The following is a 26431-nucleotide window of genomic DNA, read 5'->3' as shown; positions in this document are numbered from 1 at the left end:
AGTATTTAACGCCCTTTTTCTGCATGTTACCCCTTTCAGTATGAATGAAAAGGGTCACAATCCGTGGTGCAAAAAAACCAATCCACCTGGCACAATAGAATAAAATGGCTGATTATTAGCGGGTTAAGTCTGTCGCTGAGTTTTCCCGGTCAGGCCAGGCCAGAAGATCAAAACCAAGATCTGCCGGCACAAAAACTGGCCGAAATCACCACCCAATGGGGGCAACTGACTCAATCGCAGTCACCCAGCGAAGCGGCAAAAACACTGGCTGCCCAGCAATTATCGTCTGCGGTGACATCAACACTGACACCGTGGTTGAACCAATACGGCAATGCCCGCCTCACACTGCCTTTCGACAGCCATTTTGCGTTAAAAGACGTTGCATTGGATGGGTTGCTGCCTTTTTATCACTCGGTTTCAGGTACCGCATTCAGCCAGTCAGGGGTAAAAACTCACCACGGCCAGACAACAACCACACTTGGATTCGGCTATCGCTATGTCGCCGATAACTGGCTCTGGGGTGCCAATATCTTCTGGGATGCGTTGTGGCCGGAGCAGCATCACCGTTACAGTCTTGGGTTAGAAGCCTGGCATGATAACGTCAAACTGTCTGCGAATATTTACCGACGTTTATCTCACTGGAAAGCCGCGAGGCTCACGGATTTCGATGCAAGACCGGCAAACGGCTGGGATATTCAGGCCGAAGCGTATTTGCCGGCTTTTCCTCACTGGGGCGGACAGTTGACGTATGAACACTATGACGGGCAGCAGGTTGCCTTATTCGGTGGATCCGAACGCCAGAAAAATCCGTACAGCGTCACCGCTGGGCTGACTTACACGCCAGTCCCCTTAGTCACATTGGGTGCCGTTTTTCGGCAGGGTAAACAAGCGACCAGTGAGAACCGTTTTACCCTGAACCTCAATTATCGGTTGGGTGTCCCGTTCAGCCATCAGCTTGACCCGAACGCGGTCGCTCCCCTGCGCAGCCTGAGATCCAGCCAATTTGATTTTGTGAACCGGCGCAGTGATATGGTACTGGATTATCAGAAGCAAACGCTGCTGACGCTGGCCTTTCCGACTTTGGTTAAAGGCTATGAAGGCAAGGAAGTGACCTTTTTTCCCGTTATCCACACCAAATATCCGTTGGTACGTTTAGCGCTGGACACGGCTGAATTACAGCAGGCAGGCGGGAAAGTACTTGATCAACGGCCGGAAAAAGTGACATTACGGTTGCCGAAAACCACAAAAAACCCCGTTCGGCTTTCGGGAATCGCCATCGACAGCCGGGGTAACCGCTCTAATCGGGCAGAAATCCTGTTGGTGAGTCTGCCGACCGAAAAACAATTACAGGTGACAGCGAATAAAACGCAGGCCAAAGCCGATGGTCATGACAGTGTGATCTATACCGTCCTGGTCACCGATCAGGAGGGAACTCCCATTTCCAATCAGGCCGTTATTTGGTCAAATGATAAAGGCGAATTGTCCCAAATCCGGCAGAACACGGATACGCAGGGGCAGGCATCGATCGTGCTGTACAGCCGTCAGCCGGGGCTGCATGCGGTACGTGTTTCCGTGGATGAAGAGGTTGCTGTTGCCCCTTCAGTCCAGTTTGATGCGGTGCTGATACCCGAAATCACCATTGATAAGCACAGCGTTAAGGCGGATGGACAATCGAGGGCGACCTTGACGGTCACAGTTAAAAACGCCGATGGTCAACCTGTGCCCAATCAGGCTGTTGGCTGGCAGAGCAGTCTTGGACAGCTCTCCTTATTTTCATTAATGACTGATGCGAAAGGGCAGGCCACCGCCTATTTAACCAGCAAAGTATCAGGAAATGCAGAAGTTGAAGTGGCGGTTGGCAGTGAAACGGTGATGGCTTCTCCGATCCGCTTTATTGCCTCGCTAACGCATACGCTTCAGGTGGACAAACAGACCGCGATTGCCGATGGTCAGGACAGCCTCCTTTATACGGTGAACGTGCGCGATGCAGCAGATCACCCCGTTGCCCACAGCAAAGTGCAATGGTCTGCGGATAACGGGCAACTGCTGGACAGGCAGGAACAGACAAACAGTCAGGGAGAAGCGACAGCCCGGTTAATCAGCCACACCGCAGGGCGGGCAACGGTGAAAGCCGAGGTGGCGGGGAAAACCCTTGATGCTGCTCCGGTGACGTTTGAACGCCGGCTGAGACCCGCTATCACGGTGGACAAAGTCAGGGCTAAAGGTGATGGGCAGGATATTGTGGTGTTGACGGCCACGGTGAAAGATTCACTGGGATCACCTGTGGCAAATCAGTCGGTGAGTTGGCAAGCAGATCACGGTGTGCTGTCCTCAGAACGGACACAAACCGACCCTCAGGGACAAGCACAGGTTCAGCTGAGTAGTACGTTTGCAGGGGAGCACCAGGTTCAGATCCAGGTCGGCGATCATAAAGTGGCTGCCCCTATTGTCACCTTTGATGAAGTGCTGTTATCCACCATTCGGGTCAATAAAACCCGTGCTGCGGCGGATGGCGAAGATCGGGTGACTTTTACTGTCACCGTTACCGATATTCATGGGCAGGGGCTTGCGGATAAAGCGGTTGATTGGTCTGGCAACCTTGGCGAGATGATTTTTGCAGAAGACAGGACAGACCGTCAGGGAAATGCAACGGCAACCTTTGTCAGTCGTCATGCTGGACAGGCTTCGGTCACTGCTGAAGTGGGTGCGCAGCAAGTCTCCTCTTCTGTGGAATTTATCCTGCCGTTACGCCTGGTTGATACCGTTGCCGTTGACCGCCAGGGTGGCAATGCCAACCAGAAATCGTTTGGTCTCCGGGGGCCTTCCGTACTCTGGCATGGCGCAAAATTTCGCCTTATCACGGCCGGCAATACAGGCAGGGTAAGCTGGCAGAGTGATTCACCCTCGGTGACGGTATCGGGGGATGGGGTGACGGTGCAACAAAATCCTGACGGGGTCAGGCTCACCGGCACTGATGAGACAGGGCAACAGGTCGCACTGACCTTGACGGTTCACACCTGGTTTGAGCGCTCCGGCCTGACAAAAGATTTTTATTCTCATGCGAAACAGCTTTGCCAATCACTCGGCAGCCGGATTGCCACCAAATATGCCCTGGAACGGCTCTATGAGGAATGGGGGAACTTTTACCTTTATGATGGCTGGGCGCGGGAATTTTACGTGACATCAACGGATTATCTGGCGGCCAGCTCAGGTTCAGCAGAGCATCAGGCGAAATGGGCGTTTTGGGCAGAAACAGACCGGTGGATGCGAAATGGCTGGCCGATGACAGGATTTGCATGCAGTCGTTAATGAATAACAGGGCGGTTTTGCTTTGCTCTTCAGTCCCTTTTTTCATTTTTCGGAAAACTAATTAATGGCTGATTTTTACAATATATTTCTTCAGGCTATCCCGGTGTTTGATAAAACGGGAAATGTGCTATGTGGAAGTCGGCTTTATTGCTTTGGGTGGGATTGCTGGCCTCATTATCGGCTAATGCGAAAGTGGTTATTTATACTGACAGTCAGCATTCTCCCGTCAATCTTTCCCCGGAGACACAAATTGTCTGGCTGGATGTGGCTGAACAACATCAGAGACAAATCTTCGCTCACCTTTCTGCCGATCCGCAGCAAGCCGCTATTCAAGCACAAGCTATTCTGCAATCACCCCAATGGCATCAGCAGGAACAGCAACTGATTCAGTCTTATCGTGCTGTTGTTAAAGCCTGGCAATCAGGCGTGCGTAAATACCCTGCGGTGGTATTTGATGACCGGGATGTGGTGTATGGTACGGCGGATGTGGCAAAAGCAAGTGCCCTCAGGGAGCAGCGCCAGCCATGAAGACACCCCGCCTTGCTTTTCCTGTTGTCATCACGCTGATAGCGGCGTTTGCTCCCTTTGCGCGGGCCTCCCTCAACACCGCCCAGATTGTGGCCAGCAGTCTCTCGCCATCCTGTATCCAGTGGCGGGTCAGCGGTATTTGTTACTGGCTGTTTTGTTCCTGGCAGGGCTGTACGGTAAAAACGTCGGTTAAAGTCACTCACTACCTCCCCGAAGCGGTGGTGTCCACCTATCACGCCCCCGGCGGCAATCCGTGGGCAGACATGGCGCAAGTCAGCCGGTTATCCGGCGGACTGGAAAATGTTGTCACCGGGGCGTTATCCCACCTGACTGCGGGCGGTGGCCACCACAATAGCCAGATGGCAGGCCAGCGGCGGACCAGCCTGCGTTTTAAATATGCCGATGCCATCGGGCATCCTGCCACCCGTCTGATTGGCGAGCAAATTCCCGGGTATTCCTGCCGAAGCGCTGCCACCCCGTTGGTGCCTTATTTTCTCAGCACGCTGGATACGATGGCATGGCGCACCGGTTTGCCGGAAGCGTTCTACCCGGAAGCGCTTATTCCCGGCCAGCGGGAGCTGGGCAGCCAAATGGCTGCCAATCTGTGGGGCACTATTTATCCGCGCTCAGGCTTTGTCAATCAGACCGATGATGACAAAGCGTCTGCTGTGGTGGCGCAGCGGGTGGCGGATATTATCACCCGCGCCGGGCAACCCCATGTTTATCAGACATTAAAAGGTCAACGCGCTGACGGTTATTGGCCACCCGAACCAGTGACAGAAAATACCGGCACCCAAAATCACCAATGGCAGCGATTATCACCCCGGTTAAGTCCGTCCTGTGCGGTGTTTCCTGACGGCGAACATCCGGCTGCGGTCAATGGCAATCAGGCGTATGCCCTGTGGCAACCCTACAGTTGTTGTCAGCGCCGGGGGCAGCGTTTTTTGGGCAGTACCGATATCTGAAATAAGGGAGGAATGATGACGAGAATAAACGGGTTATTGCTGGTATTGAGTGGGCTGGCAACCGCTTCTGTGCAGGGTAATACACCGGTTGTATCCCTCTCATTACCACAGGTAAATAACAGTGTGCTGGGTTATGGTGCCGATGTCTCCGGTGCGGTCTCCGATAAGTTGTTTTATACCTTAGGGGGCGGCTCAGTGATTTCACAGCCGGCCACCCGCCGTTCCCTGACCACGCTGGGTGGGTTGGAGCTGGGCTGGAGTTCCGATTTGATGTGCGGCAATTTTGACTTAAAAACTACCGTCGGTAATCAGTTAAACGGTATTACGGCCGGGTTTAAAAACCTGATGAGTGAAGTGATCCAGGGGGCTACCGGCGCTGTTGCCAGCTTACCCGCCATGATCATTCAGCGTGCCAATCCGGGGCTCTATGACATGCTGACCAACGGTGTGTTGCAGGCCAATGTGGCGTACGACAAGGCTCAGTTTAATTGCCAGAACATGGCCCGACGGATGATGGATTTTGCACAAAACAGTAAATGGACGCAATCGGCTGCCCTACAGGAATATAAGACACAGGTGAACAGCGGGGATGCCGATGCGGTAAGAGTCAATAATGCCGGCAGCAAAGCCACAGGCACCAGCGGGCATCCGTGGATTGGCGGGAATAAGCAGGGGGGCAAGGGACAAAATGCCATCCGGCCCACCCGTGATTTAGCCAGCGCGGGATTTAATATGATGAATCAGTTGCCGGTACTGAGCCAGGCTTCCGTCAGCCATCAACATTGTGATGGCGGTGCCTGTACCCAATTCCAGAATGCCAGAGAAGCGGCAGAGGCGGTGGTAAAAGTGCTGGGCGACCGGGCTATCCGTACCTGTGCCAATGCCGCAGAATGCACCAGCGGTGGGGAAATGCAGCAGCCGGGCGTGACGGTGGCCGGCACCGGCTTTGCGCCGATGCTGGAAGAGGGCACCAAAGCCAATACTGAACAGCTGGTGAAACTGGTCAATGGCACGGAAAAACCGACCGCCGCCAATCTGGCCAAACTGAAAACCGGGAGCCTGGTGGTCACCAAAGGTGTGATCCAGGCATTGCAGCGAGACCCGGACAGTGCGGCGTTGACCGCGCGTCTGGCGGGCGAGCTGGCGATGGCCGAGACCACCGAGACCGCATTGCTGATGCGGCGCATGCTGATTACCGGCATGTCAGAGCCCAATGCGGCCGCCCAGCCGGAAGCGCTGGCCGAAGGGGAACGGCGGATTGAGGCACTGGATCGGGAAATCAATGCGCTGAAAAATGAAATGATGCTGAAACGGGAACTGTCCCGTAACGCCATCCTGACCATTATTGAGCGGGACACGCACCGTATCCAGGCCCATCCGCAAAAGCAGGTGCCGGACAGCACCGATGCCCGTTTTTATCAGCTGGAAATGCCTAACAGTGAACGGAGGTAAGGTAGATCATGGCAGAAACGGTCAAATCGCATTCTATTCTGAAAGTGAAAACAGGGTTCAGGGTATTACTGGTCATCATCGCAGTCATGGTCGTCACACTGCTGATGGGTTGGGCAGGCATGGAGTATCCCGAAAAAATGTCCGCGCTGAATCAGTGGATAATGAAGACAAAAGCGGTTTGGCTGGTTTGGCGGGGATGCCTTTATGTCACGTTAGGTTGGGGCGGATGGAAAATCTGGCAAAGAACAATACAGCAGCCGGAATACCGCGTAACGTTGATACGAGTGATGGTGGTCAGCCTGTTGTTTATCCTGCTGGGTGAATATGCCCTGTCAGGCGCGATTGAGGTAACGCAATGACCACCAACAGCTATCTGGAGTACTTTCTGACCCTGCTTGGCTGGGTGGTCAATAACGGGTTATGGCAAATACTGATTGCCACCGGACTGTTTACAACCCCTTTAGTGATAAAGGTCATCGCGGTCTGGCTGAAAGTGCGGGAGAGTGACGAAGAGGACGGTCATGGCGGGTTGCAGTCGCTTGCCCGTCTCGAAAATACGTTGTATGGCGCCTTTTTCGTCATGGTGGTGTGTTGTGTGCCGCTGGTGAATGTCAACCTCAGTACCCTCCAGTACGATCAGTCCCGCGCCAAAAGTTGCGGTACCTGGACACCGCAAGCGCCGGATAAAAGTGGTTATGCGCCGGTGATCTCCAGCCTGAATAATCAGACGGCGGCGGTGCCCCTCTGGTGGGCCGTGGTGCATCGGTTGTCAAAGGGATTAACGCAAGCGGCGGTAGCGTCCATTCCCTGCCGGCCGGATTTAAGGCAGCTGCGTTTTGAGGTACAGCACACCCGTATCCATAGCCCGGCACTGGCGGCGGAATTGCAGGATTTCACTAATGACTGTTATGCCTTAGCGTTGTATCAGTGGAAACAACGGGATCAGGGGCAAACCCCCGATCCGGCCACCCTGCATGATATTGACTGGCTGGGCAGTCGCACCTTCTTATCCGGCGATTACCGGACGCTGCAATCCCGAATGCCCAGGGTACTATTTCCGTGGAATGAAAGCCGGGACAGTGGCCGGCCCAATACCGGGCAGGGCGGTTATCCCACCTGTCAGGCCTGGTGGTCAACCCCTGAAACCGGGCTGAAGGCCAGGGTATTGGCCGAGGCTGATCCGGGATTGTGGTTGCGTCTGTCGGCAGCCCTCAAAATGCTGGGCAAAGAAACCCGTGAATATCAAGAAGCGGTGATCCGCCGTTTAGTCAGTCCGGTTAACTTGACAATGTCTCAGGACGGCTATGTGTATGCGGGGTATGGCGGCAATGCCGATTTTACGGTCTGGGACAGATCAAATCGAGTGGGGTCTTCTGCGGGGACTCTGCTGGGGGGATTCCTCAGCATGCCGGCGTTTGATGCGGTGCGTCAGGCTTTGCCGATGATACAGGCGGTGATCCTGATGGCGTTGTATATCCTGATCCCGTTGATCCTGCTGTTTGCCGCCTATGAATTTAAGACGGTACTCACACTGACGTTCGCCCTGTTTGCGTTGAATTTCCTGACCTTCTGGTGGGAAACTGCCCGTTGGTTAGACAGCTATTTACTGGACGCCCTGTATGGCTCAGACACCCACAGCCTGTTGAATCTGGCGGGATTTCAGAACACCTCGGATGATTTGATTATGGGGCTGGTGATGGGCACGCTGTTTATTGTGCTGCCGATGGTCTGGCTGGGCGCATTAGCCTGGGCGGGGGTGCGGATGGGCGATATGGCGGGCATGATGAGTCAGGGCGTGGGGCAGGTCAGGCAGTCAGCGGGCCTGTTCGGGCAAATGGTGATGCAGAAAATCCTATCCGGCGGTAAGCGCTAAAACGTTCAACGGGGTGATTACCTTAGGAATACTCTGAATATAACCTATTCATCATATTTTCTCATCATATCCATGATGTTTTTGTTTTGGCTGAACTTAAAACCCAGATGAATCTGCTTAATGTTGCACATAATATGTTGTTATTCTGTTGACTCATTGCCATTTTGTTGCATTTTTAGAGTTAAATCGTCCAAATAATCACCTATATGATGAATATCTCATCTGCCAGCTTGATAATTAAACCCTGCTGACCATAATACCTCATCTTAAAACTCCCTTATTACTATTCAATAATAATTACGTATCCGATGGGTTTATATGGCAACGGTAACTTTCCGCAACATGATAGCCGGGCTGGCCGGATGGACTGTACTCGTATTTTCCCCTGTACAGGCCGATGACCCGCCTTTTATTCAGCAAAAACAGCAATCACAGGTAGCAGAACAACGTGCAGTAACGCTGGATGCTCAGGAGCAACTCCGGCAGCAGGAAAGGCAGCACGCGCTACAGCAGCAACAGACACCGGATAGCGATATCCGGCTTACGCGCCCCGGCGTGCGCCTGTCTGATTATCCGGCGGATGAACATCCTTGTTTTACGATCAATACCTTACGTTTGGAAGGCGATTCCGCTCGTCGTTTTCAGTGGGCACTGGACGCGGCAGGGGATGCCAAAGGGCGTTGCCTGGGTGGGCAGGGGATTTTGCTGGTTAATAACAAGGTGCAAAATGCCATTCTGACCAAAGGTTATGTCACCACCCGTGTCATGGTGCAGGAGCAGGATCTGGCGGGTGGAGTGTTGACGCTGACGCTCCAGCCCGGCCGTATTGCTAATATCCGCTTTGATGAGCCGGTGTCCTGGCGTGGGCGGTTGTGGAATGCCATGCCCGCTACCGCCGGGGATATCCTGAATTTGCGCGATATCGAGCAGGCGCTGGAAAATTTCAAACGGGTGCCCAGTGTTGAGGCCGATATTAAAATCGAACCCGGTCAGCAGGAGGCAACCAGTGACCTGCGGATCAGCTGGAAAGAGGGGCGCCTGTTCCGGCTCAGTCTGGGACTCGATGACAGCGGTGCCCAAAGCACTGGCCGCTATCTGGGGTCGGTGACGCTGGCGATTGATGCGCCTTTTGCCCAGAACGATCTGTTCTATGCCAACATCGGTAAGGATTTGTTTGAGCCCGGCCCCTTTGGTAACCGCGCCCGTACCGTTAACTACGTCTTCCCGCTCGGTTACTGGGCGTTTTCTGCCAACTACAATGACTACACCTATCATCAGAATATCGCCAACGCGAACGAAATCCTGTCTTACAGCGGCAAAAGTGAGAATGCGCAATTCACGGTGTCCCGGTTGTTATTTCGCAATCAGTCGCACAAAACAACCCTTAATCTGCGCGTCTTTCGTCGCCATTCCACCAATGCTGTGGGAAATATCGAAATAGCCCAACAACACCGCCGTACTGCGGGCTGGGAGTTAGGCTTAAGCCAGCGCAGTTACTTCGGTGATATCACGTTGGACGCCGGCATCAACTGGCGGCGGGGAACCGGCGCCTTCGGTGCGCTGCCGGCACCGGAAGAAGCCAATCACAGGGGCAGTGCCCGCACGGGAATGGCGCTGGGGGATATCAGCCTGAATGTACCTTTTAAATGGGGCACACAGCCCTGGCGTTATCACACCAAAGTGCGCTGGCAGTGGAGTGCAAATCCGCTGACACCGCAGGACAGGCTGGCGATTGCCGGGCGTTATACCGTGCGCGGGTTTGACGGCGAGCAGATGCTGTCCGGTGAAAGAGGGCTGCTCTGGCGTAATGAGCTGGCCTGGAATGTGCTGTCGCGCGGTCACGAGCTTTACTGGGCGGTGGATTATGGCCGTGTGGATGGACCGGGCACCCGTCATCTCGTCGGGCATCAATTGGCGGGCGGTGCCCTAGGTGTGCGCGGCACGCTGTGGCGCCGGCTCAGTTATGATCTGTTTGCCGGGGTGCCATTTTACCAGCCCGCCGGTTTTCACACCCCGGGTGTGAGCGGCGGTTTCAGCCTCAATCTGGAAATCTGATAACCACACTCACCCTTAATCACAAACAAATATTGCGTTTATTTATTTGATCTGGACGGACTGATTTATGAACAAACAGTGTTATTGCCTTATCTATAGCCGCACGCACGGTGAATTGCAGGTGGTATCGGAACTGGCCCGCAGTTGCAGCACCGCACCCGGGCAGCGTCGTGGTATCGGTGCATCGCGCTTGTGGGTGACGGTACGCCGTGCGGTATGGCTGCTGGGGGCAGCACTGTTTGCCGGACAGGCGTTGGCGGACGGTATTATCGCTGACAGGCGGGTAGCCCCTGTTCAGCGTCCGGAAGTGATAACAACCCAGAATGGCCTGCCGCAGGTCAATATCAATGCGCCCAATCAGGCCGGCGTATCACATAACCCCTATCAGCAGTTCGATGTCGACCAGCGAGGTGCTATCCTTAATAACTCGGCGTTGATGACTTCTACCCAACTGGCCGGAATAATACAGGGTAATCCCCGCCTCGATCCGAACGCGGCGCCGGCCCGGTTTATTATTAATGAGGTCAACAGCGATAAGCCCAGCCAGCTGCGGGGATTTCTGGAAGTGGCAGGCGGCCGGGCGCAGGTGATTGTGGCCAACCCGTCGGGGATTGTGTGCAACGGTTGTGGCACCATCAATGCCGGACGGATGACCCTGACCACAGGGAAGCCGCAGTTGAACGCCGACGGCAGCTTGGCGGGGTATCAAGTCGAGCGGGGTGTGGTGAGCATTGAGGGCGGCGGGCTCAATGGTGACCCGCGCCACGATGCCGGGTATGTTGATATTCTGGCGCGGGTCGTGAAGCTGAATGCCGGCGTCTGGGCCAAAGAAGAGATCGCCGTGGTGGCAGGGCGTAATCGCATCAGTGTGGACAGCAAAACAGTGACGCAGCTGGCTGCGGAGGGAAAAAAGCCCGAATTGGCGATAGATATGGGGCAGATGGGCGGCATGTACAGCGGTTATATCCGCATGATAGGCACGGAAGCCGGCGTCGGGGTGCGTAATCAGGGCGGACATTTGCAGGCGGGGAAAACGCTGACTGTCAGCAGCGAAGGCCGGCTGAGCTGGCAATCGGGGGAGCAGGAAGCCATCACTCAGGCGGGAGGGGATATCACCCTGACCGCCCGGAATGGGCTTGAACATCACGGTAAACTGCACAGCGGCGGGCAGCTTGCGGTACAGAGCCGCGACGGTGATATTCAGCAGTCCGGCACCCTGGCGGCCGTGGGTGATATCCGGCTGACGTCGGCCCGGGGCATTCAGAGCCGCGGATATTTGCTGGCCGGCAGCGATATTAACAGTACGCTGAAACATAAAGCGAATCTGACACTGAACAGTCAGGGGAATACTCAGGCCAACGGCCATTTGCTCAGTCTGGGTAATATCAAAGTGACTGGCCAGCGGGTGGATATCAGCCAAAGCCAACTGGCGGCCAGCCGTGCTGAGATTGCCGCACAAGCCAGTGGCGTTGCCCTGCAACAGGCAAAAATTGACAGTCAGCAGTTGACCGTAAAAACCCCGGGCGATATTGACGCGCAACAGGCACGGATAGCTGTTGGTCGCTGGGAGATTGATGCCAATAATCTGTTCAACCAGAAGGCGGTCTGGTCTCAGACAGGAGTCGGGGAAAGCCGTTTTGCGCTGGCCGGGGCGCTGGATAACACCGGCGGCCGCATTGAAGCGCCCCAACTCAGCCTGAATGCCGGTTCCCTGAACAACCAGCAGGGGCATTTGGTGGCGTTTGAAAAGACGGTGCAACACTGGCGGGTGACCGGATTGCTGAACAACACCGACGGTCTGTTGGGTAACAACGGCAACCTGCGGCTTGATATCGGTAGCCTGAATAACCAGCGCGGCACGTTAAAGAGTCAATCGGCATTGGACATTACGTCGGGCGCTGATATCAATAACACCAAAGGTCAGTTGTTGTCTGAACAACCGCTGACGGTGAAGGCTTCCGGCAGCATCAATAATCTGTCCGGAGAGATGCGGGGTGAACACCTGTTGTTGACGGCACAGAACCTGACAAATACGGAAGGTAAGGTCGTCAGCAAGGGACGCCTGAAGCTTGACATCCTGCAGACAATTGATAATCAGCGCGGGCTGTTCGATGCGGCTGATGCGCTGGATATTCGTACCCAGGGCCACTGGGATAACCGCGGCGGCACCGCCCAAGGCAGCAAGCAGGTTGATGTCTCCGCTCACCATATCAATAACAGTGACGGCACCCTGTTGGCCGGACAAACGCTGACCGTGAACACGACGGGTAATATCGATAACCAGCGCGGCACACTGCAGAGTCAGTCAGTAATCAACATCACATCAGGGGCCGATATCCAAAACGGCCAAGGCAAACTGCTGGCCGATCAAGCACTGACCCTGAAAGCGACCGGCAGCATCGATAACCGGTCCGGCAACATTCGGGGTAAAGAACTGGCGCTGACGGCACAGAACCTGACGAATACGGAAGGTAAGGTCGTCAGCAAGGGACAGCTGAAGCTTGATACCCAGCAGGCAATTAATAATCAGCACGGACTTTTCGATGCGGCTGACGACCTGGATATTCGCACCCGGGGTCACTGGGATAACCGCAGCGGGATCGCCCAAAGTAGTAAACAGGTGGATGTCACTGCGCACAGCATCGATAACAGCGACGGCACACTGTTGGCCGAACAAACTCTGACCGTGAACACGACGGGCACTGTCGATAACCAGCGCGGCACATTGCAGGGGCTGTCCGCATTGAACGTGACGTCAGGGGGCGATATTCAAAACGGCCAGGGCAAATTGTTGTCCGATCAGGCGCTGACATTGAAAGCGGCCGGCAGCATCGATAACCAGTCCGGCAATATCCAGGGCAAAGCGCTGGAGCTGACAGCACAGATGCTGACGAATATGAAAGGCAAGATCGTCAGTCAGGGGCATCTGCAGCTTGAGATCAATCAGGATATTGATAATCAATACGGACTTATTCAGGCCAATGATGCACTGAAAATCCACACCGACGGCCACTGGGATAACCGCGGCGGCACCGCTCAGGGCAACGAACAGGTTGATGTCTCCGCCCGTAGCATTGATAACAGTAGCGGCACGCTGTCGGCCGAACAAAAGCTGACCCTGAATGCTACCGATAACATCAATAACCAGTCCGGCGACATCCGGGGCGAAGTGCTGCAATTAACGGCGCAGCACCTGAACAATGCACAGGGTAAGATCGTCAGTAAAGGTCATTTTCTGCTTGATAGTCATCAGTCGATTGATAACCAGCACGGATTACTCGATGCGGCTGATGCTTTGGATATTCGCACCCAGGGCCTCTGGGATAACCGCAGCGGAACCGCGCAAAGCGGCAGGCAGGTGGATGTTTCCGCGCAGCGCATCAATAACAGCGCCGGCAAACTGTTGGCGGATCAAGCGCTGACCATAACCACGGGCAACAGCATTGATAACCAGCGCGGCACGTTGCAGGGGCTGTCCGCATTGAACGTGACATCGGGGGGCGATATCCAAAACGACCAGGGCAATCTGTTGTCCGGCCAGGCGCTGACCGTGAAGGCGACCGGCAGTGTCGATAACCAGTTCGGCAATATCCAGGGCGAAGCGCTGGAGCTGACAGCACAGAAGCTGACGAATACGAAAGGCAAAATTGTCAGTCAGGGGTATCTGCAGCTTGATATCAATCAGGATATTGATAGTCAGCACGGACTCATTAAGGCCGATGAGGCCCTGAAGATCCACACTGACGGCCACTGGAATAACCACGGCGGTACCCTACAAGGTGGCAAACAGGTTGACGTCTCCGCCCGTAGCATTGATAACAGTGGCGGCAAACTGTCGGCCAAACAAAAGCTGACTCTGAACGTCGCCGACAACATCAATAACCAGTCCGGCGACATCCGGGGCGAAGTGCTGCAATTGACGGCGCAGCACCTGAACAATGCACAGGGTAAGATCGTCAGTAAAGGCCATTTTCTGCTTGATAGTCATCAGTCGATTGATAACCAGCACGGACTGCTCGATGCGACTGATGCCCTGGATATTCGCACCCAGGGCCTCTGGGATAACCGCAGCGGAACCGTACAAGGTGGCAAACAGGTAGATATTTCCGCGCAGCGCATCGATAACAGCGACGGCAAACTGTTGGCTGAACAAACGCTGACCGTGAACACGACGGGCACTATCGATAACCAGCGCGGCACGTTGCAGGGGCTGTCCGCATTGAGCGTGACGTCGGGAGGTGATATCCAAAACGGCGAGGGCAAACTGTTGTCCGATCAGGCGCTAACGTTGAAAGCGGTCGGCAGCGTCGATAACCAATCCGGCAATATCCAGGGCGAAGCGCTGGAACTGACAGCCCAGACGCTGACGAACACGAAAGGCAAGATTGTCAGTCAGGGGCATCTGCAGCTTGAGATCAATCAGGACATTGATAATCAGCACGGACTTATTCAGGCCGGTGATACTCTGGATATCCATGCTGACGGTCACTGGAATAACCACGGCGGCAGCCTGCAAGGCGGCAAACAGGTTGACGTCTCCGCCCGTAGCATTGATAACAGCGGCGGCACACTGTCGGCCGCTCAGGCACTGACCCTGAACGCTGACGAGAATATCGATAACCAGTCTGGGGACATTCAGGGTGAACACCTGCAACTGACGGCATCACGCCTGGATAATACGAAGGGCAAGGTCATCAGCAAGGGGCGCCTGAAGCTTGACATCCGGCAAGCGATTGATAACCGGCACGGGCTTTTCGAAGCGACTGACGCCCTGGATATTCGCACTCAGGGCAATTGGGATAACCGCAACGGGATAGCCCAGGGCGGCAGACAGGTGGATATCTCTGCCCTCCATATCAATAACAGTGACGGCAAACTGTTAGCAGATCAAGCGCTGACCGTGAACACGACGGGTACTATCGATAACCAGCGCGGCATGTTGCAGGGATTGTCCGCATTGCATGTGACGTCGGGGGGGGATCTCCAAAACGGCGAGGGCAAGCTATTTTCTGAGCAACAGCTGACCGTGAAAGCGGCCGGCAGCATCGACAACCAGTCCGGGTACATGCAGGGCAACTATTTGCAACTGATAGCACAGCACCTGAAGAATACATTGGGTAATCTGGTCAGCCTAGGGAACCTGCGGTTTGATATCCAACAGTCTATAAATAACCAACAGGGATTTATCGAGGCCGGTGACACGCTGGATATCCACACGGATGGCCACTGGGACAACCGCGGTGGCACCGCCCAGGGCGGCAAACAAGTGACCGTCTCCACCCACAGCATGGACAACACCGGCGGTAAACTGCAATCGGTCGGTGATCTGACGCTCAATAGTACCGGCGATATTATTAATCAGGCGGGTAAACTGTCGGCACAACAACATCTGCACTGGCAGGGCGGCACGGACAGTTTACTGAACAATGACGCGGGGACGTTATTTAGCGAAGGCTGGCTGTCACTGTGGGGCGGACAGCTGACCAACCGCGAGAAAGGCGAGATCCGAAGCAAACAGGGAGTGAAGTTGGATCTGGCGGGCCGCTGGGATAACCAGGGGGGAAAACTGACCAGCAGCGGGTACAGCACGGTGAATGCGCTGAGCCTCCTTAATGCACAGGGAAAAATTGAGGTGCTGGACGCGCTGGATATGCGGTTCATCCAGACACTGGATAACAGCAAGGGCCATATATTCAGCAAGCTGGCACAATCCCTGCGTGCGGAAAATATCCTGAATACCCAGGGATGGATAGGCACCCAGAGGGGCTGGTCCGCCACGGCTGAGCGGTTTGACAACCAAGAGGGCAGCGTGTCGAGCCTGCAGGATGCCACACTGGCGGTCAACACACTGGACAATCAGAAAGGCACACTGGGATCAGCGGGGGCGCTGATGCTGCGCTCGGCACAGGTGATTAATAATCAGGGCGGTAAAATCAGTGCCCTGAAGCGGCTGGATGTGCAGGGAGCCACCGAGGGATCGGCGGCTGGTCGTGTGCTGAACGTGGGCGGGAAACTGCTTTCGGACGGCGCCCTCTCGGTGACGGCGCTGAGTCTGGACAACATCAACGGCCTGATTGACAGCCAGCAGCCGGTGCGGTTGCACTTAAGCAGCAGACTGGATAACCGTGGCGGGAAACTGCAAAGCAACGGGGCGATGCAGCTGGATGCCCGGTCTTTGCTGAATGCCGCCGGGTCGATAAACAGCAAACAGCAGCTTGGGCTACGCATTCTGGAACTCCTGGATAATACCGGCGGAACGCTGAAAAGCAACGGCAACCAGCAGATCTCGGCCGATCAGGTCGACAACCGGCAGGGGGTGTTCAACAGCCTGGGCACGCTTGAAGTGACCGCCGGTCAGCTGGATAACCCGGACGGGACGCTGATCAGCGGGGGGAACGGCATTTACCGCATTAATGTGATCAATAACCAGCAGGGAAAAATCCACGGCGGCGGCACCCTGACCTTTAAGGGTGAAACGATAAACAATCAGGTTGGGCAGTTGATCGCCACCGGGGCAATGCGGATCGACAGTCAGACACTCAATAACCACGGGCAGGGAAAAATCACCAGCCAGGACACGCTGGCCGTGCACAGCGACCGGGTGAACAATTATGACGGTGGCCTGTTGCTGGGGACAACGCACACCGAGGTGACAGCCCGTGAGCTGAACAACACAGCAGGCCGCCTGCAAAGTACCCGCACGCTGACCTTGTCAAACCTCGATAAGTTGAACAACCGGCAGGGGATGATCCGCGCCAACGGCACACTTAATCTCAATGCGGGTATCCCGCCTGTGCTGGCGCTGTTCAATCAGGGCGGCCTTGTCCAGAGCGGAGAGCAGCTGACGGTCAATACCCGCACCCTGGATAATACCGGCGGAACCTTGCTCAGCCAGCAAGGCCTGACGTTGGCCGTGCAGCAGGATTACACCCACCGGGCTGGCGATACGATCAGCAGTAACGGTGCGCTGACCTTCTCGGTGGGCGGGCTGCTGACCAACCTGGCCGACTGGTGGTTGCCCGGCAGCCTGACCATTAACAGTGCCCACTTCACCAACCAGGGGACGCTGGCCGGGAAAATACTGCGGCTGACGACCGGCACCCTGCGCAACGAAAAGCGTTTGGAAGCCGACAGCATGACCCTCACCAGCGACACGCTGGATAACACGGACACGGTGATGGGGGATACGGTCACGGTGCGCAGCCGGGTTATCGACAACCACGGGCAGAACGCGGTGATAGCCGCAACGGAACGCCTGGATTTGCAGGCCCGTGAGCGCATGACCAACCGAGACGGCAGCCTGATTTACAGTGCCGGCACCCTGCATCTGGCCAGTGATGACCTGATTGAGAACAAAGCGAGCGGCATAGAGGCCGACGGGGATGTGTCGATTGAAGCCAACCGATTGAATAACCTGCGCGAAGGGCTGGAGATCGTGCGCGGGGCGGAAAAGGGGGAGACCCAATGGCACCGTTACAATTATTACTGGCGTTCTTACGCGTCGGGGGTCAATCGCGACAAAAATACCATGGCACCCACCACCCAGCGCCTGACGTTCCGCGATGACACTGCGGTGGAAAACAACCGTTATGGCACCCTGCTGGCCATTGATGCGGCCGGTAAACGGGCTCAGGTGCGGGTCAAGGATCACCTCGGGCAACCCTATGAGCTGTGGGTCCATTATCTGGCACTGAAGCCGGGTCGCGACGGCAGTTATGATATGACGTTCTATGAGACGCGCGGTCATCGTCAGAATACAGTACCGACGCCTTATCACAATACAGTCTGGCGTGAGCACAACCGGGGACGGCTTGAGCAGTGGGATCCGGAGAAACATCTCGACATTGCCAATGTGCCCTTTGTGGATGATTACAACAACTTCCGTGAACGCTCGGCCACCGGCACGGTGACGCGGGATAAACTGGTGTCTGAAGGCATCGGCGCCCATATTCTGGCAGGGGGAAATATGACGCTGCGGATCACGGGGAAACTGCTCAATGACGCCAGTACCGTCAGTGCCAACGGTGACCTGGTGACGACAGGCGACGGCGAGATCACCAACCGGGCTTATTCCGTGAATGAACGGCGCGAGGAATTCCTGGTCGACCATTACGATCGGGATACCCGGCACTGGTATCCGGAACACCACAGTGATGAAACCGTCGCGCTGGCGACCATTGACGCGATCATGACCGGGCACGGTGATGTCGCCATCCACGGCGCGAAACTGGAAAATACCACGGTCAACCCGGCACAAATCAGCGTGGTGGAGGCGGCTCAAAAGGCGGCGGAAGCCGAGCGGGCGGAATGGGAACGCAATCCGCTGGCGGTGACGGTAGAAGGGGTCGAGTGGCAGGCGCAGGACAGTCAACTGGTGTTGGCCAACCGACTGCTGACGCCGCTCAAGCGGAGACTCACGTCGGTCGATCTCCCCCACTTATCGGATGACCAGCTGCTCACGCTGCTGAAGCGGGAACTGACGCCGATCGATCAGCCCCAACTATCGGACGACCAGTTGCTTACGCTGCTGAAGCGGGAACTGACGCCGGCCGATCAACCCTTTACCTCGGATGAGCAATTGCTCACGCTGCTCAAGCGGGAACTGACACCGGCTGACCCACCCCTCAGGCCGATCGAGCACCCCCTGACGCCGGCTGAACTGGCCCTGACCAGCCAGCAAAAACTGGACCGGGTCGCCACCTTTGTACCCAATAACGGCCTGTTCCGTCAGCATCCGGCAGAAGGCAGCCCTTATCTGGTGGTAACAGATGAACGCTTTACCAGCCGGACCCGGTTTATCAGCAGCGATTACCTGTTGCAGCGGGTGGGGTATGATCCGGCGCAGGTACATAAACGGCTGGGGGACGGTTTCTATGAGCAACGTCTGGTGCGTGAGCAGATACTCAAACTGACCGGCCGCCCTTCTGTGCGCGGTGAAGATGCGATGGCGCAGTACCAGACCCTGATGAACAACGGGATGAAGGTGGCCAATGACTTCCGGCTGGTGCCGGGCGTGGCGCTGACACCGGCCCAGATTGCGGCGTTGCAGCAGGATATCGTCTGGCTGGTGAGCGAGACGGTTGAGACCGCCGGTGGCCCGCAGACGGTATGGGTTCCCAAGGTCTATCTGGCCAACACCACACTGCGGCTGACCGGCCAGGGTGCCCTGATTGGCGGGGGCAACCTGCAACTGTCTGCCAACAGCCTCACTAACGTCGGTAACTTGTTTGCCGAGCGGGCACTGAACATTGACACAGCGCAGTTCCTGCATCAGGGCGGGGATATCCGCGCAGAGCGCATTGATGTGCAGGCGGAGAGCCTGACCTTAAGCACCAATTTGCAGGATGCCCTGCGCCAGGCCTCGATGAGCGCCCAAGAGCTCAGCCTGCGCGGCGGGGATATCCAGCTGCGCGGGGCGAAACTGGAAGCCACCCGTCACCTCAACCTGAGTGCGCGCGATAATCTGGATATTACTGCCGCCAGAAGCACGACGACGGGGAACATTGCGGTCATTGCCGGGGCGATGGGCAACCGTACCAGCGACGGCATGGAAGAGGCCGGGCAACGGATGGCGACCGTCAGCGGCGAGTGGCAACAGGCGCAGGGCAGTACGCTGAATGCCGGGGGCAACCTCAGCCTGCGCGCCGGCCAGGACATCACGTTGCAGGGGAGCCAGGCCAAAGCAGGGGGAACGGTTCAGGTGCAGGCTGGCGGCAATGTGAACCTGCTAGCGGAAACCACCACCCATAGCACGCAGCTGGAAGCCAACAGCCGGACCTCGTCGGTGAGTAACCGGCGTGAGGAAGACCGGCTGTATCTCAGTGGTCTGAGCGGTGACCGGGGGGTGATCCTTCAGGCGGGGGAAAACCTGACGGCCGAAGGGGCGCAGGTTGACAGCCGGTCAGGCCATATTGGCCTGGATGCCCAAACGGTGATTATCAAGGAGGCGCGTCAGCGTGTGGCAGACCAGGACAGTGAACGCAAGCGCGAGGGCAGTACGAACAGCCGGCGGGAGATGGAGAGCGTCAGCGAGCACAGTGTGGGCAGTACTTTCAGCGGGCGTGACGGCGTGTCGGTGATGGCCCGGGAAGGGGATATTACGGTCACCGGCAGCACGCTGCACAGTGAGCAGGGGGCGCTTGAATTGCAGGCGAAACAGGATATTACGCTGAACAGCGCCAGCGAAAGTGACTATCAATTCTCAGCATCCAGTGCGAATAAAAAAGGCGTGCTGTCAAAAAGCAGCAGCCATACAGTACAGGAAGACCGCGTGACCCGTGAGCAAGGCACCCTGCTCAGCGGCGATAGTATCAGTATCACAGCGGGTAACGACCTGAGCGTGAGCGGTTCGGCGGTCGCCGGGGATAAGGACGTGACCCTGCAGGCAGGCAATAACGTGGCGATTACCGCGGCCACAGAAACCGAGTCCCATTATTTACTGGAAGAGAAGAAGAAGAGCGGGCTGCTCAGCAGCGGGGGCATGGGTTTCACCGTGGGCAGTCAGTCCACACGCCATCAAGTTAATGAAGACGGCATCACCCAGAGCCAGAGTGTCAGCACGGTGGGCAGCAGTCAGGGCAATGTGAATATCACGGCAGATAACCGGGTGCAGGTCGGCGGTGCCGATTTGGTGGCCGGGCAGGATATCAGTATTACCGGCGACAGCGTGCAGATTGACCCGGGGCAGGACAAACGCCGCCGGGAAGAGACATTTGAATCGAAACAGTCCGGCCTGACACTGGCGCTGTCCGGCACGGTGGGCAGTGCGCTCAATACCGCAGTCAGTACGGCCCAGCAGGCCAGAACTGAAGGGGACGGGCGGCTGAAAGCGCTGAAAGGCACCCAGTCGGTGCTGTCCGGGGCGCAGGGTTATCAGGCCTGGCAGCTCAGTCAGGCGGAATCCGCCAAAGCAGATGCGATTAATCAGGCGGGCGGCAACGCGGAAAAACCGACAGACACTATCGGTATCCAGCTTTCCTATGGCAGCCAGTCGGCGAAATCCGAAACCCGCACAGAGCAGACACAGTCACAGGGCAGTCAGCTTAATGCCGGGCGGGATATCCGTATTACCGCAAAAGGCGACAACGCTCAGGCAGACAGCGGCAATATTCAGATTGCAGGCAGCAGTCTGAAAGCAGGGCGGGATGTGACCCTGGCCGCGAAACGGGATATCGTCCTGCAATCCGCTGAAAATACCCAGACGACGCGCGGTGAAAACAGCAGCAAAGGCGGTAGTGTCGGTGTGGGATTGACCGCCGGTCAGGGCGGTTACGGCATCAAATTCTCTGCCAGTGTCAATAAGGGCAAGGGGCATGAAACCGGCGACGGCGTCACCCATAGCGAAACACTGATTGATGCGGGCAATCAGGTCAGCCTGAAATCCGGTCAGGACACCACGCTCAAAGGGGCGCAGGTCAGTGGCGAGAAAGTCACCGCCGATATCGGCCGTAATCTGCATTTGCAGAGCGAGCAGGATAAAGACAATTATGATGCCAAACAGGAAAACGCCAGTGCCGGTGCCAGCTTTACTTACGGCTCAATGAGCGGTTCGGCCAGTGTCAATGCCAGCCGTGACAAAATCCACAGCCAGTTCGAGTCCGTCAATGAGCAGACAGGGATTTTTGCCGGCAAGGGCGGCTTTGATATCAAGGTCGGCGAACATACCCAGCTTGACGGCGCAGTGATGGCCAGCGCTGCCGTTAAGGATAAGAACCGTCTGGAGACGGGGACACTGGGCTTCAGTGATATTGAGAACAAGGCGGAATACAAGAGCGAACACCAAAGTGTCGGTATCAGTACCGGCGGCGCGGTGGGCAGCCAACTGGTGTCCAATATGGCCTCGAATAGGCTGGCCGGCACCAACAAGAGTGACAGCAAATCGTCAACGACACATGCGGCAGTGAGTGACGGCACGATTATTGTGCGTGATACGGATAAGCAAAAACAGGCTGTCTCAGACCTGAGCCGCGATACCGATAATGCCGCCAACAGCTTGAGTCCGATTTTCGATAAGGAGAAAGAGCAGCGACGGCTGGCGCAGGCGCAGGCCATTGCCCAAATCGGCACGCAGGTACTGGATATTTACAGTACACACGAAGCGATTAAAGCGACAAAAACCGCGACGGAAAAACTGAAAGACCCGCAAACGCAGCAGGCCCTGAAACAGCAGGCGGAAGCGCAGCTGAAACAGGAAAACGGCTTAATTACCCCGGAATCCATTGCAGACCGGGCGCATAAAATCGCTTACGACGCGGCACTCAAAGCACAGGGTGCGGAAGTTGGCGGCGGTCAGCGTCAGGCCGTGACGGCTGTCGTGACTGCCCTGCAAGGACTGGCCGGCGGGGATATTAAAGCCGCCCTCGCTGGCGGCGCGGCGCCTTATCTGGCCAATGCGGTCAAGGAGTTGACCTATGGCGGTAAGCCGTATGAGCAACTGACGGCAGAAGAAAAAGCGACCAATCTGGTGGCCCATGCGATTTTGGGCGGCGTGATTGCTGAGATGAAAGGGGGCTCTGCTATGGCGGGTGCAACGGGGGCGGTCAGTGGTGAACTGGCAGCGTCGGCGATAGCCAGTGCGCTTTACCCAGCCAAAAATCTGAGTGAATTGTCGCCAGATGAGAAGGAAAAAGTCAGTAACTTGTCTACACTGGCAGGAGGGATAGCGGCAGGACTGGCAACGGATTCCACGGCAGGCGGGGTGAGCGGGGCGTCGGCGGCGAAGAATGCGATTGAGAATAATTATCTCAAAGCAAAACAAGTCACTTCATGGTTGGAAGAGTATAAGTCAGCTTCGAGTGATGAAGAGCGAAGGCGTTTAGTCGAGGTTGCTAGTAAAGCAGATCAAGATCAGCAACAGAAAGCTATAGAGACAAGAATTTCAAAAGATTATTTGGAGAAACAACGAGAAGAGTTGTTTAAGCTGGTTCAATCACCGGGTTGTGATGCGGATTGTAGAAGATTAGCGAAATATAGTCTCAATCAACTTAGCCCAATCATTGATAATTATGATACATGGCAGAAAGTTAATAATATTCCACGGGCAGCAATTGCAACAATTTCTCTAGCCTTACCGGCATTAGCCAAAACGGCTACACCAGCTGTTACTAATTGGATTGGTAGTACGACTATTGCAAACAGAGCTATAGGTGTAGGTACTACAGGTTTAGCCAACCTAGGAATGCAAGGTTACAACATCTACAACAATCCTCAAGAAGACTTTAGCTATACCAGCTTCGTGACATCTTTGGTTACAGGAGGTACAACTGCTGGGATGGGATATTGGGGAACTGCAACAACCAACACCATAGGTGCAGGTGTTTCTAACGTCATTGATGGAAACTCACCGTGGTTACCAATGGGGGGATCATTTATAGGATCATCAATAGGTTATGGAGTAACAAAGGGAACTACTAACTATTTGGATAATAAAATTAATCCTTGGTCAAATGGATTTAAAGAGAGATTCAATTTAATCAATCCTTCAATATCGGCACCACCGTTAATATCCCCTGTTCCTGGCATTGTTGGTAGTACAGTAGGAGCTGTTGGTTCTGAAACTGCAAATAAAGTAATTATGGATGAGCTAAGCTCTAAGGATAAAAAATGAAATTTATAATCTATTTTTTATCTTGGTCTTTAGTTCAAAGCGTAGGTGTGTTCATCACGGTCATGGTGGTAAAACTGTTAGTTAAATTTGTTCTTTATTTTGAAACTGGTTTTTTTTCAATCGGTTATAAAGATATTGTTGAAGCTTTTGGAATAGGTGTCGTTATGGGAATATTTCTGGGTGGTGTCATTTGTTTGATAAATTATCTTCACCATAAAAGATTTTAGGAAAAATTTGATGTTGTCATGATTGAGAATAATGCGCTGGCCTCGCGAAATCTGGATGATTGCCGCACGCTGTCACCGGAAGCGTGCGGCAAGGCTAAGGAGCTGAGCCAGCGTATTCTGGATAAAGGCTTGCCGTCAGTGGAGGACATGCGCGGTAAACTGGCATCGTGTCAGGATGACAGCTGCCGTAAAGGGGTCTGGACAGAATACCGGCAGGCCAGTGATGCGACCATCAACAGCCTGAAACAGATGGCGTTGAGTGGTGAGTTGAGCCGCGAAGAACTGGCATTCATCAACCATGAGTTGGGTAAAGAACTGGCGGTATCGGGATACCGTGCCAATGATAAGATAGGTCGTTCAGAGCAGAGCAGCTGGCTAAATGGCGGCAGCGGACCACTTTCTGGGTTTTTTAACACGGAACTGCGCCAAAAAGAGCTGGAAAACGCCGGGTTATCCAAGGCGGATGCGGCGCAGTACGTGAAGGAAGAGCAGCGTAACCTGATGTTGCTGGAGACCGCGACGGGAATTATTGGGGCAAAAGCCAGTGATAAAATGCAGGAGAAACCATCATCTGTACCGTCAATAAAAGGTTCGATTGTTAACAAAGGCAGTAGCTCTGAACAACATACTAATGAGCATAAAGTTATTGTTGTAGATAAAACAAAATATCCAGAATCAGCGAAGCATATTGAAGATGCTCAGAAAGCAGGGCATCCTAATGTGTTGACGATTGATCGTGAAGGCGCTGCTCAGAGGAGAAGAGAATCCTTGAAAAATACTCCTCCGGTGAAAGGTGCAGATCGTGATGAATATCCTCCTGCTATGTTTAAAGAAGGTGGCTCAGGCGCTTCGGTTCGACCAATTACCCCTTCTGATAATAGAGGAGCTGGATCATGTATTGGTCAACAATGTCGCGGATTACCTAATGGTGCAACTGTAATTATAAAGACAGACAAATCAGGCAAAATAGAAACGGAGAAATAGAAAAATGTGGCCTTTAACTGACAAATTACTCTCAATTTGTAGTCATGATATTTCTTCGGTTAGATCAGAAAAATATATTGCTTCCAATTATGGAAAATCATTGGTGGAGGAATTGAGCTGTTTATTGACTAAAAAAAATGGATTTTATGGCTTTGAGTCTGCATTACGCGTTTTTCCATATGAAACGATAGGTGAAGAGATCGGCTTAATTGATTGGAACAACAATAGGTTATGGATTAACTCGTACGAAGATATGGCTAAGGATGCTCTTTTCTTTGCAGAAGATATCTTTGGAAATCAGTTTTGTTTAAAAGATGATTGTATTCATACATTCGATCCTGAAACGGGATTATTTGATAAATTAGCCAAGAGTATAAATGAATGGAGTGGGATTATCTTGGAAGATTATGAAGTCTTAACTGGATATTCTTTGGCTCATAATTGGCAAAACATTTACGGCCCTATTCAATCTGGCTATCGTTTAGTCCCTAAAATTCCCTTTGTTTTAGGCGGAGAATATGAATTGGAAAATCTTTACTTAGCTCGAACAGGCGAATCAATGAGAGCCAGAGCTGATTTGGCTCTACAAATACGAAATATTCCCGATGGGGCAAGCATTAAAATGGACATAAAAGATTAAAAATCAGTTAGCAAAAGATCCCAGTCCAAGCACTGGGATCTTTTTTGAGTCGTCAGCTGTTCTCAACGAGCCGGATAATCAGCTGCCCCCGTTCAACGGTGATGTTCACCGCCTGTCCAGTAGTAAACCCGGCTTCTTCCAGCCAGTTGCCTTTAAGATGCAGGCTCGGATGCTGACTGTAATAGCGGGTTCTACCCGTGTTGCGATCTTCGTGGCGGGTGCTGGTATACCCCACCTTATAGCTGCGCCGGGCTTTTGAAATCTTCCAATCTGCATTACAATCGCGGTTAGCCATAGTAACTACTCCAATAGTTGCTTACGGTTAGCGGCGGTTCTGTGCTCCAACACGGGATCGCCGCACGTGTTTTACGTCTTACTTCTCGGTGCCCGCTCTGCTGTTGTTACGGGCAAAACGGTTGGCATCGTGTTTTAAAATCAATGACTCCAGTAACACCCTTGCCACTTCTTTCTCTTCCGGCGTGAACTGGCTGATAGCCTCAAACTGCAAACGCAGTTCTTCATCAGGGTTGCGCTCATTCTCGTCAAAAACCAGCGTATCTGCACTGACAGAAAGTGCACGGGAGAGCTTGCGGATAATCTCCAGTGTCGGTTGTACTTCGTCAGCTTCATAACGCCGGATCATTGTCACGTGACAACCGACTTTCTCCGCCAGTGCGGCCTGAGTAAGCTTGCGGTCTTTACGCAGGGTTACCAGACGTTTACCAAAGTCCATAGAAATTACTCGCCAGGGAAACAGAGCCAGCATTTTACCCCCTTGTTTAAACGTGATGC

The 26431-nt window shown here is 54.5% G+C and carries 13 protein-coding genes; 11 read left to right on the top strand and 2 right to left on the bottom strand.

Annotated elements, in window-relative coordinates; translation table 11 throughout:
• Positions 1 to 63 precede the first annotated feature (63 nt).
• From WDV75_RS05635 to WDV75_RS05585, 11 genes are all read left to right on the top strand, one after another.
• Positions 64 to 3309 (top strand): Ig-like domain-containing protein, encoded by a 3246-nt coding sequence (locus WDV75_RS05635; protein ID WP_273571632.1) that lies wholly within the window; start codon positions 64 to 66, stop codon positions 3307 to 3309.
• 129 nt (positions 3310 to 3438) lie between these two features.
• A complete protein-coding gene (locus WDV75_RS05630) occupies positions 3439 to 3837 on the top strand; it encodes a TIGR03757 family integrating conjugative element protein (RefSeq protein WP_273571634.1) in 399 nt (132 codons plus the stop codon).
• A complete protein-coding gene (locus WDV75_RS05625; RefSeq protein WP_273571636.1) occupies positions 3834 to 4802 on the top strand; it encodes a TIGR03756 family integrating conjugative element protein in 969 nt (322 codons plus the stop codon). Before WDV75_RS05630 ends, WDV75_RS05625 begins: the two co-directional genes overlap by 4 nt.
• Positions 4803 to 4817: 15 nt before the next feature.
• Entirely contained in the window at positions 4818 to 6254 is a 1437-nt protein-coding gene (locus WDV75_RS05620) for an integrating conjugative element protein (RefSeq protein WP_273571638.1), read from the top strand.
• A gap of 8 nt (positions 6255 to 6262) precedes the next feature.
• Positions 6263 to 6613: a hypothetical protein gene (locus tag WDV75_RS05615; RefSeq protein ID WP_273571640.1), complete on the top strand. Its 351-nt coding sequence runs from the start codon at positions 6263 to 6265 to the stop codon at positions 6611 to 6613.
• Positions 6610 to 8127 carry a conjugal transfer protein TraG N-terminal domain-containing protein gene (locus tag WDV75_RS05610; protein ID WP_273571642.1) on the top strand — a complete coding sequence of 506 codons (1518 nt, stop codon included), beginning with the start codon at positions 6610 to 6612 and terminating at the stop codon, positions 8125 to 8127. The genes WDV75_RS05615 and WDV75_RS05610 overlap by 4 nt, the downstream gene beginning before the upstream one ends.
• Before the next feature lie 318 nt (positions 8128 to 8445).
• Complete coding sequence (locus tag WDV75_RS05605) at positions 8446 to 10182, top strand: ShlB/FhaC/HecB family hemolysin secretion/activation protein (RefSeq protein WP_338860843.1); 1737 nt, start codon at positions 8446 to 8448, stop codon at positions 10180 to 10182.
• Between the two features lie 67 nt (positions 10183 to 10249).
• Positions 10250 to 23788 (top strand): hemagglutinin repeat-containing protein, encoded by a 13539-nt coding sequence (locus WDV75_RS05600; RefSeq protein ID WP_273571881.1) that lies wholly within the window; start codon positions 10250 to 10252, stop codon positions 23786 to 23788.
• The gene (locus WDV75_RS05595) at positions 23785 to 24015 is read left to right on the top strand and encodes a hypothetical protein (protein ID WP_273571879.1); all 231 of its coding nucleotides are present in this window, start codon (positions 23785 to 23787) and stop codon (positions 24013 to 24015) included. The genes WDV75_RS05600 and WDV75_RS05595 overlap by 4 nt, the downstream gene beginning before the upstream one ends.
• Positions 24016 to 24033: 18 nt before the next feature.
• On the top strand, positions 24034 to 24999 hold the full coding sequence (locus WDV75_RS05590) for a NucA/NucB deoxyribonuclease domain-containing protein (protein WP_338860840.1): 966 nt from the start codon (positions 24034 to 24036) through the stop codon (positions 24997 to 24999).
• Between the two features lie 4 nt (positions 25000 to 25003).
• On the top strand, positions 25004 to 25639 hold the full coding sequence (locus tag WDV75_RS05585; RefSeq protein ID WP_273572105.1) for an SMI1/KNR4 family protein: 636 nt from the start codon (positions 25004 to 25006) through the stop codon (positions 25637 to 25639).
• Positions 25640 to 25691: 52 nt separating this feature from the next.
• On the opposite strand, the gene WDV75_RS05580 is transcribed toward WDV75_RS05585, so the two are convergent.
• Together WDV75_RS05580 and WDV75_RS05575 are read right to left on the bottom strand one after the other, a co-directional pair.
• The gene (locus WDV75_RS05580) at positions 25692 to 25934 is read right to left on the bottom strand and encodes a SymE family type I addiction module toxin (protein WP_112896961.1); all 243 of its coding nucleotides are present in this window, start codon (positions 25932 to 25934) and stop codon (positions 25692 to 25694) included.
• A 78-nt stretch (positions 25935 to 26012) separates the two neighbouring features.
• Entirely contained in the window at positions 26013 to 26405 is a 393-nt protein-coding gene (locus WDV75_RS05575; protein WP_228903054.1) for a helix-turn-helix domain-containing protein, read from the bottom strand.
• Positions 26406 to 26431: the final 26 nt, after the last annotated feature.

It is taken from the genome of Xenorhabdus griffiniae (genome assembly GCF_037265215.1).
GTDB classification, from domain to species: domain Bacteria; phylum Pseudomonadota; class Gammaproteobacteria; order Enterobacterales; family Enterobacteriaceae; genus Xenorhabdus; species Xenorhabdus griffiniae.
The sequence above is the reverse complement of the archived record's forward strand: the minus strand, read 5'-3'. Positions and strand labels throughout refer to the sequence as shown.

Coding starts and splice junctions, on each gene's coding strand:
- WDV75_RS05630 (WP_273571634.1), top strand. CDS start 3,439: ATGTGGAAGTCGGCTTTATTGCTTTGGGTGGGATTGCTGGCCTCATTA.
- WDV75_RS05625 (WP_273571636.1), top strand. CDS start 3,834: ATGAAGACACCCCGCCTTGCTTTTCCTGTTGTCATCACGCTGATAGCG.
- WDV75_RS05620 (WP_273571638.1), top strand. CDS start 4,818: ATGACGAGAATAAACGGGTTATTGCTGGTATTGAGTGGGCTGGCAACC.
- WDV75_RS05615 (WP_273571640.1), top strand. CDS start 6,263: ATGGCAGAAACGGTCAAATCGCATTCTATTCTGAAAGTGAAAACAGGG.
- WDV75_RS05610 (WP_273571642.1), top strand. CDS start 6,610: ATGACCACCAACAGCTATCTGGAGTACTTTCTGACCCTGCTTGGCTGG.
- WDV75_RS05605 (WP_338860843.1), top strand. CDS start 8,446: ATGGCAACGGTAACTTTCCGCAACATGATAGCCGGGCTGGCCGGATGG.
- WDV75_RS05600 (WP_273571881.1), top strand. CDS start 10,250: ATGAACAAACAGTGTTATTGCCTTATCTATAGCCGCACGCACGGTGAA.
- WDV75_RS05595 (WP_273571879.1), top strand. CDS start 23,785: ATGAAATTTATAATCTATTTTTTATCTTGGTCTTTAGTTCAAAGCGTA.
- WDV75_RS05590 (WP_338860840.1), top strand. CDS start 24,034: ATGATTGAGAATAATGCGCTGGCCTCGCGAAATCTGGATGATTGCCGC.
- WDV75_RS05585 (WP_273572105.1), top strand. CDS start 25,004: ATGTGGCCTTTAACTGACAAATTACTCTCAATTTGTAGTCATGATATT.
- WDV75_RS05580 (WP_112896961.1), bottom strand. CDS start 25,934: ATGGCTAACCGCGATTGTAATGCAGATTGGAAGATTTCAAAAGCCCGG.
- WDV75_RS05575 (WP_228903054.1), bottom strand. CDS start 26,405: ATGCTGGCTCTGTTTCCCTGGCGAGTAATTTCTATGGACTTTGGTAAA.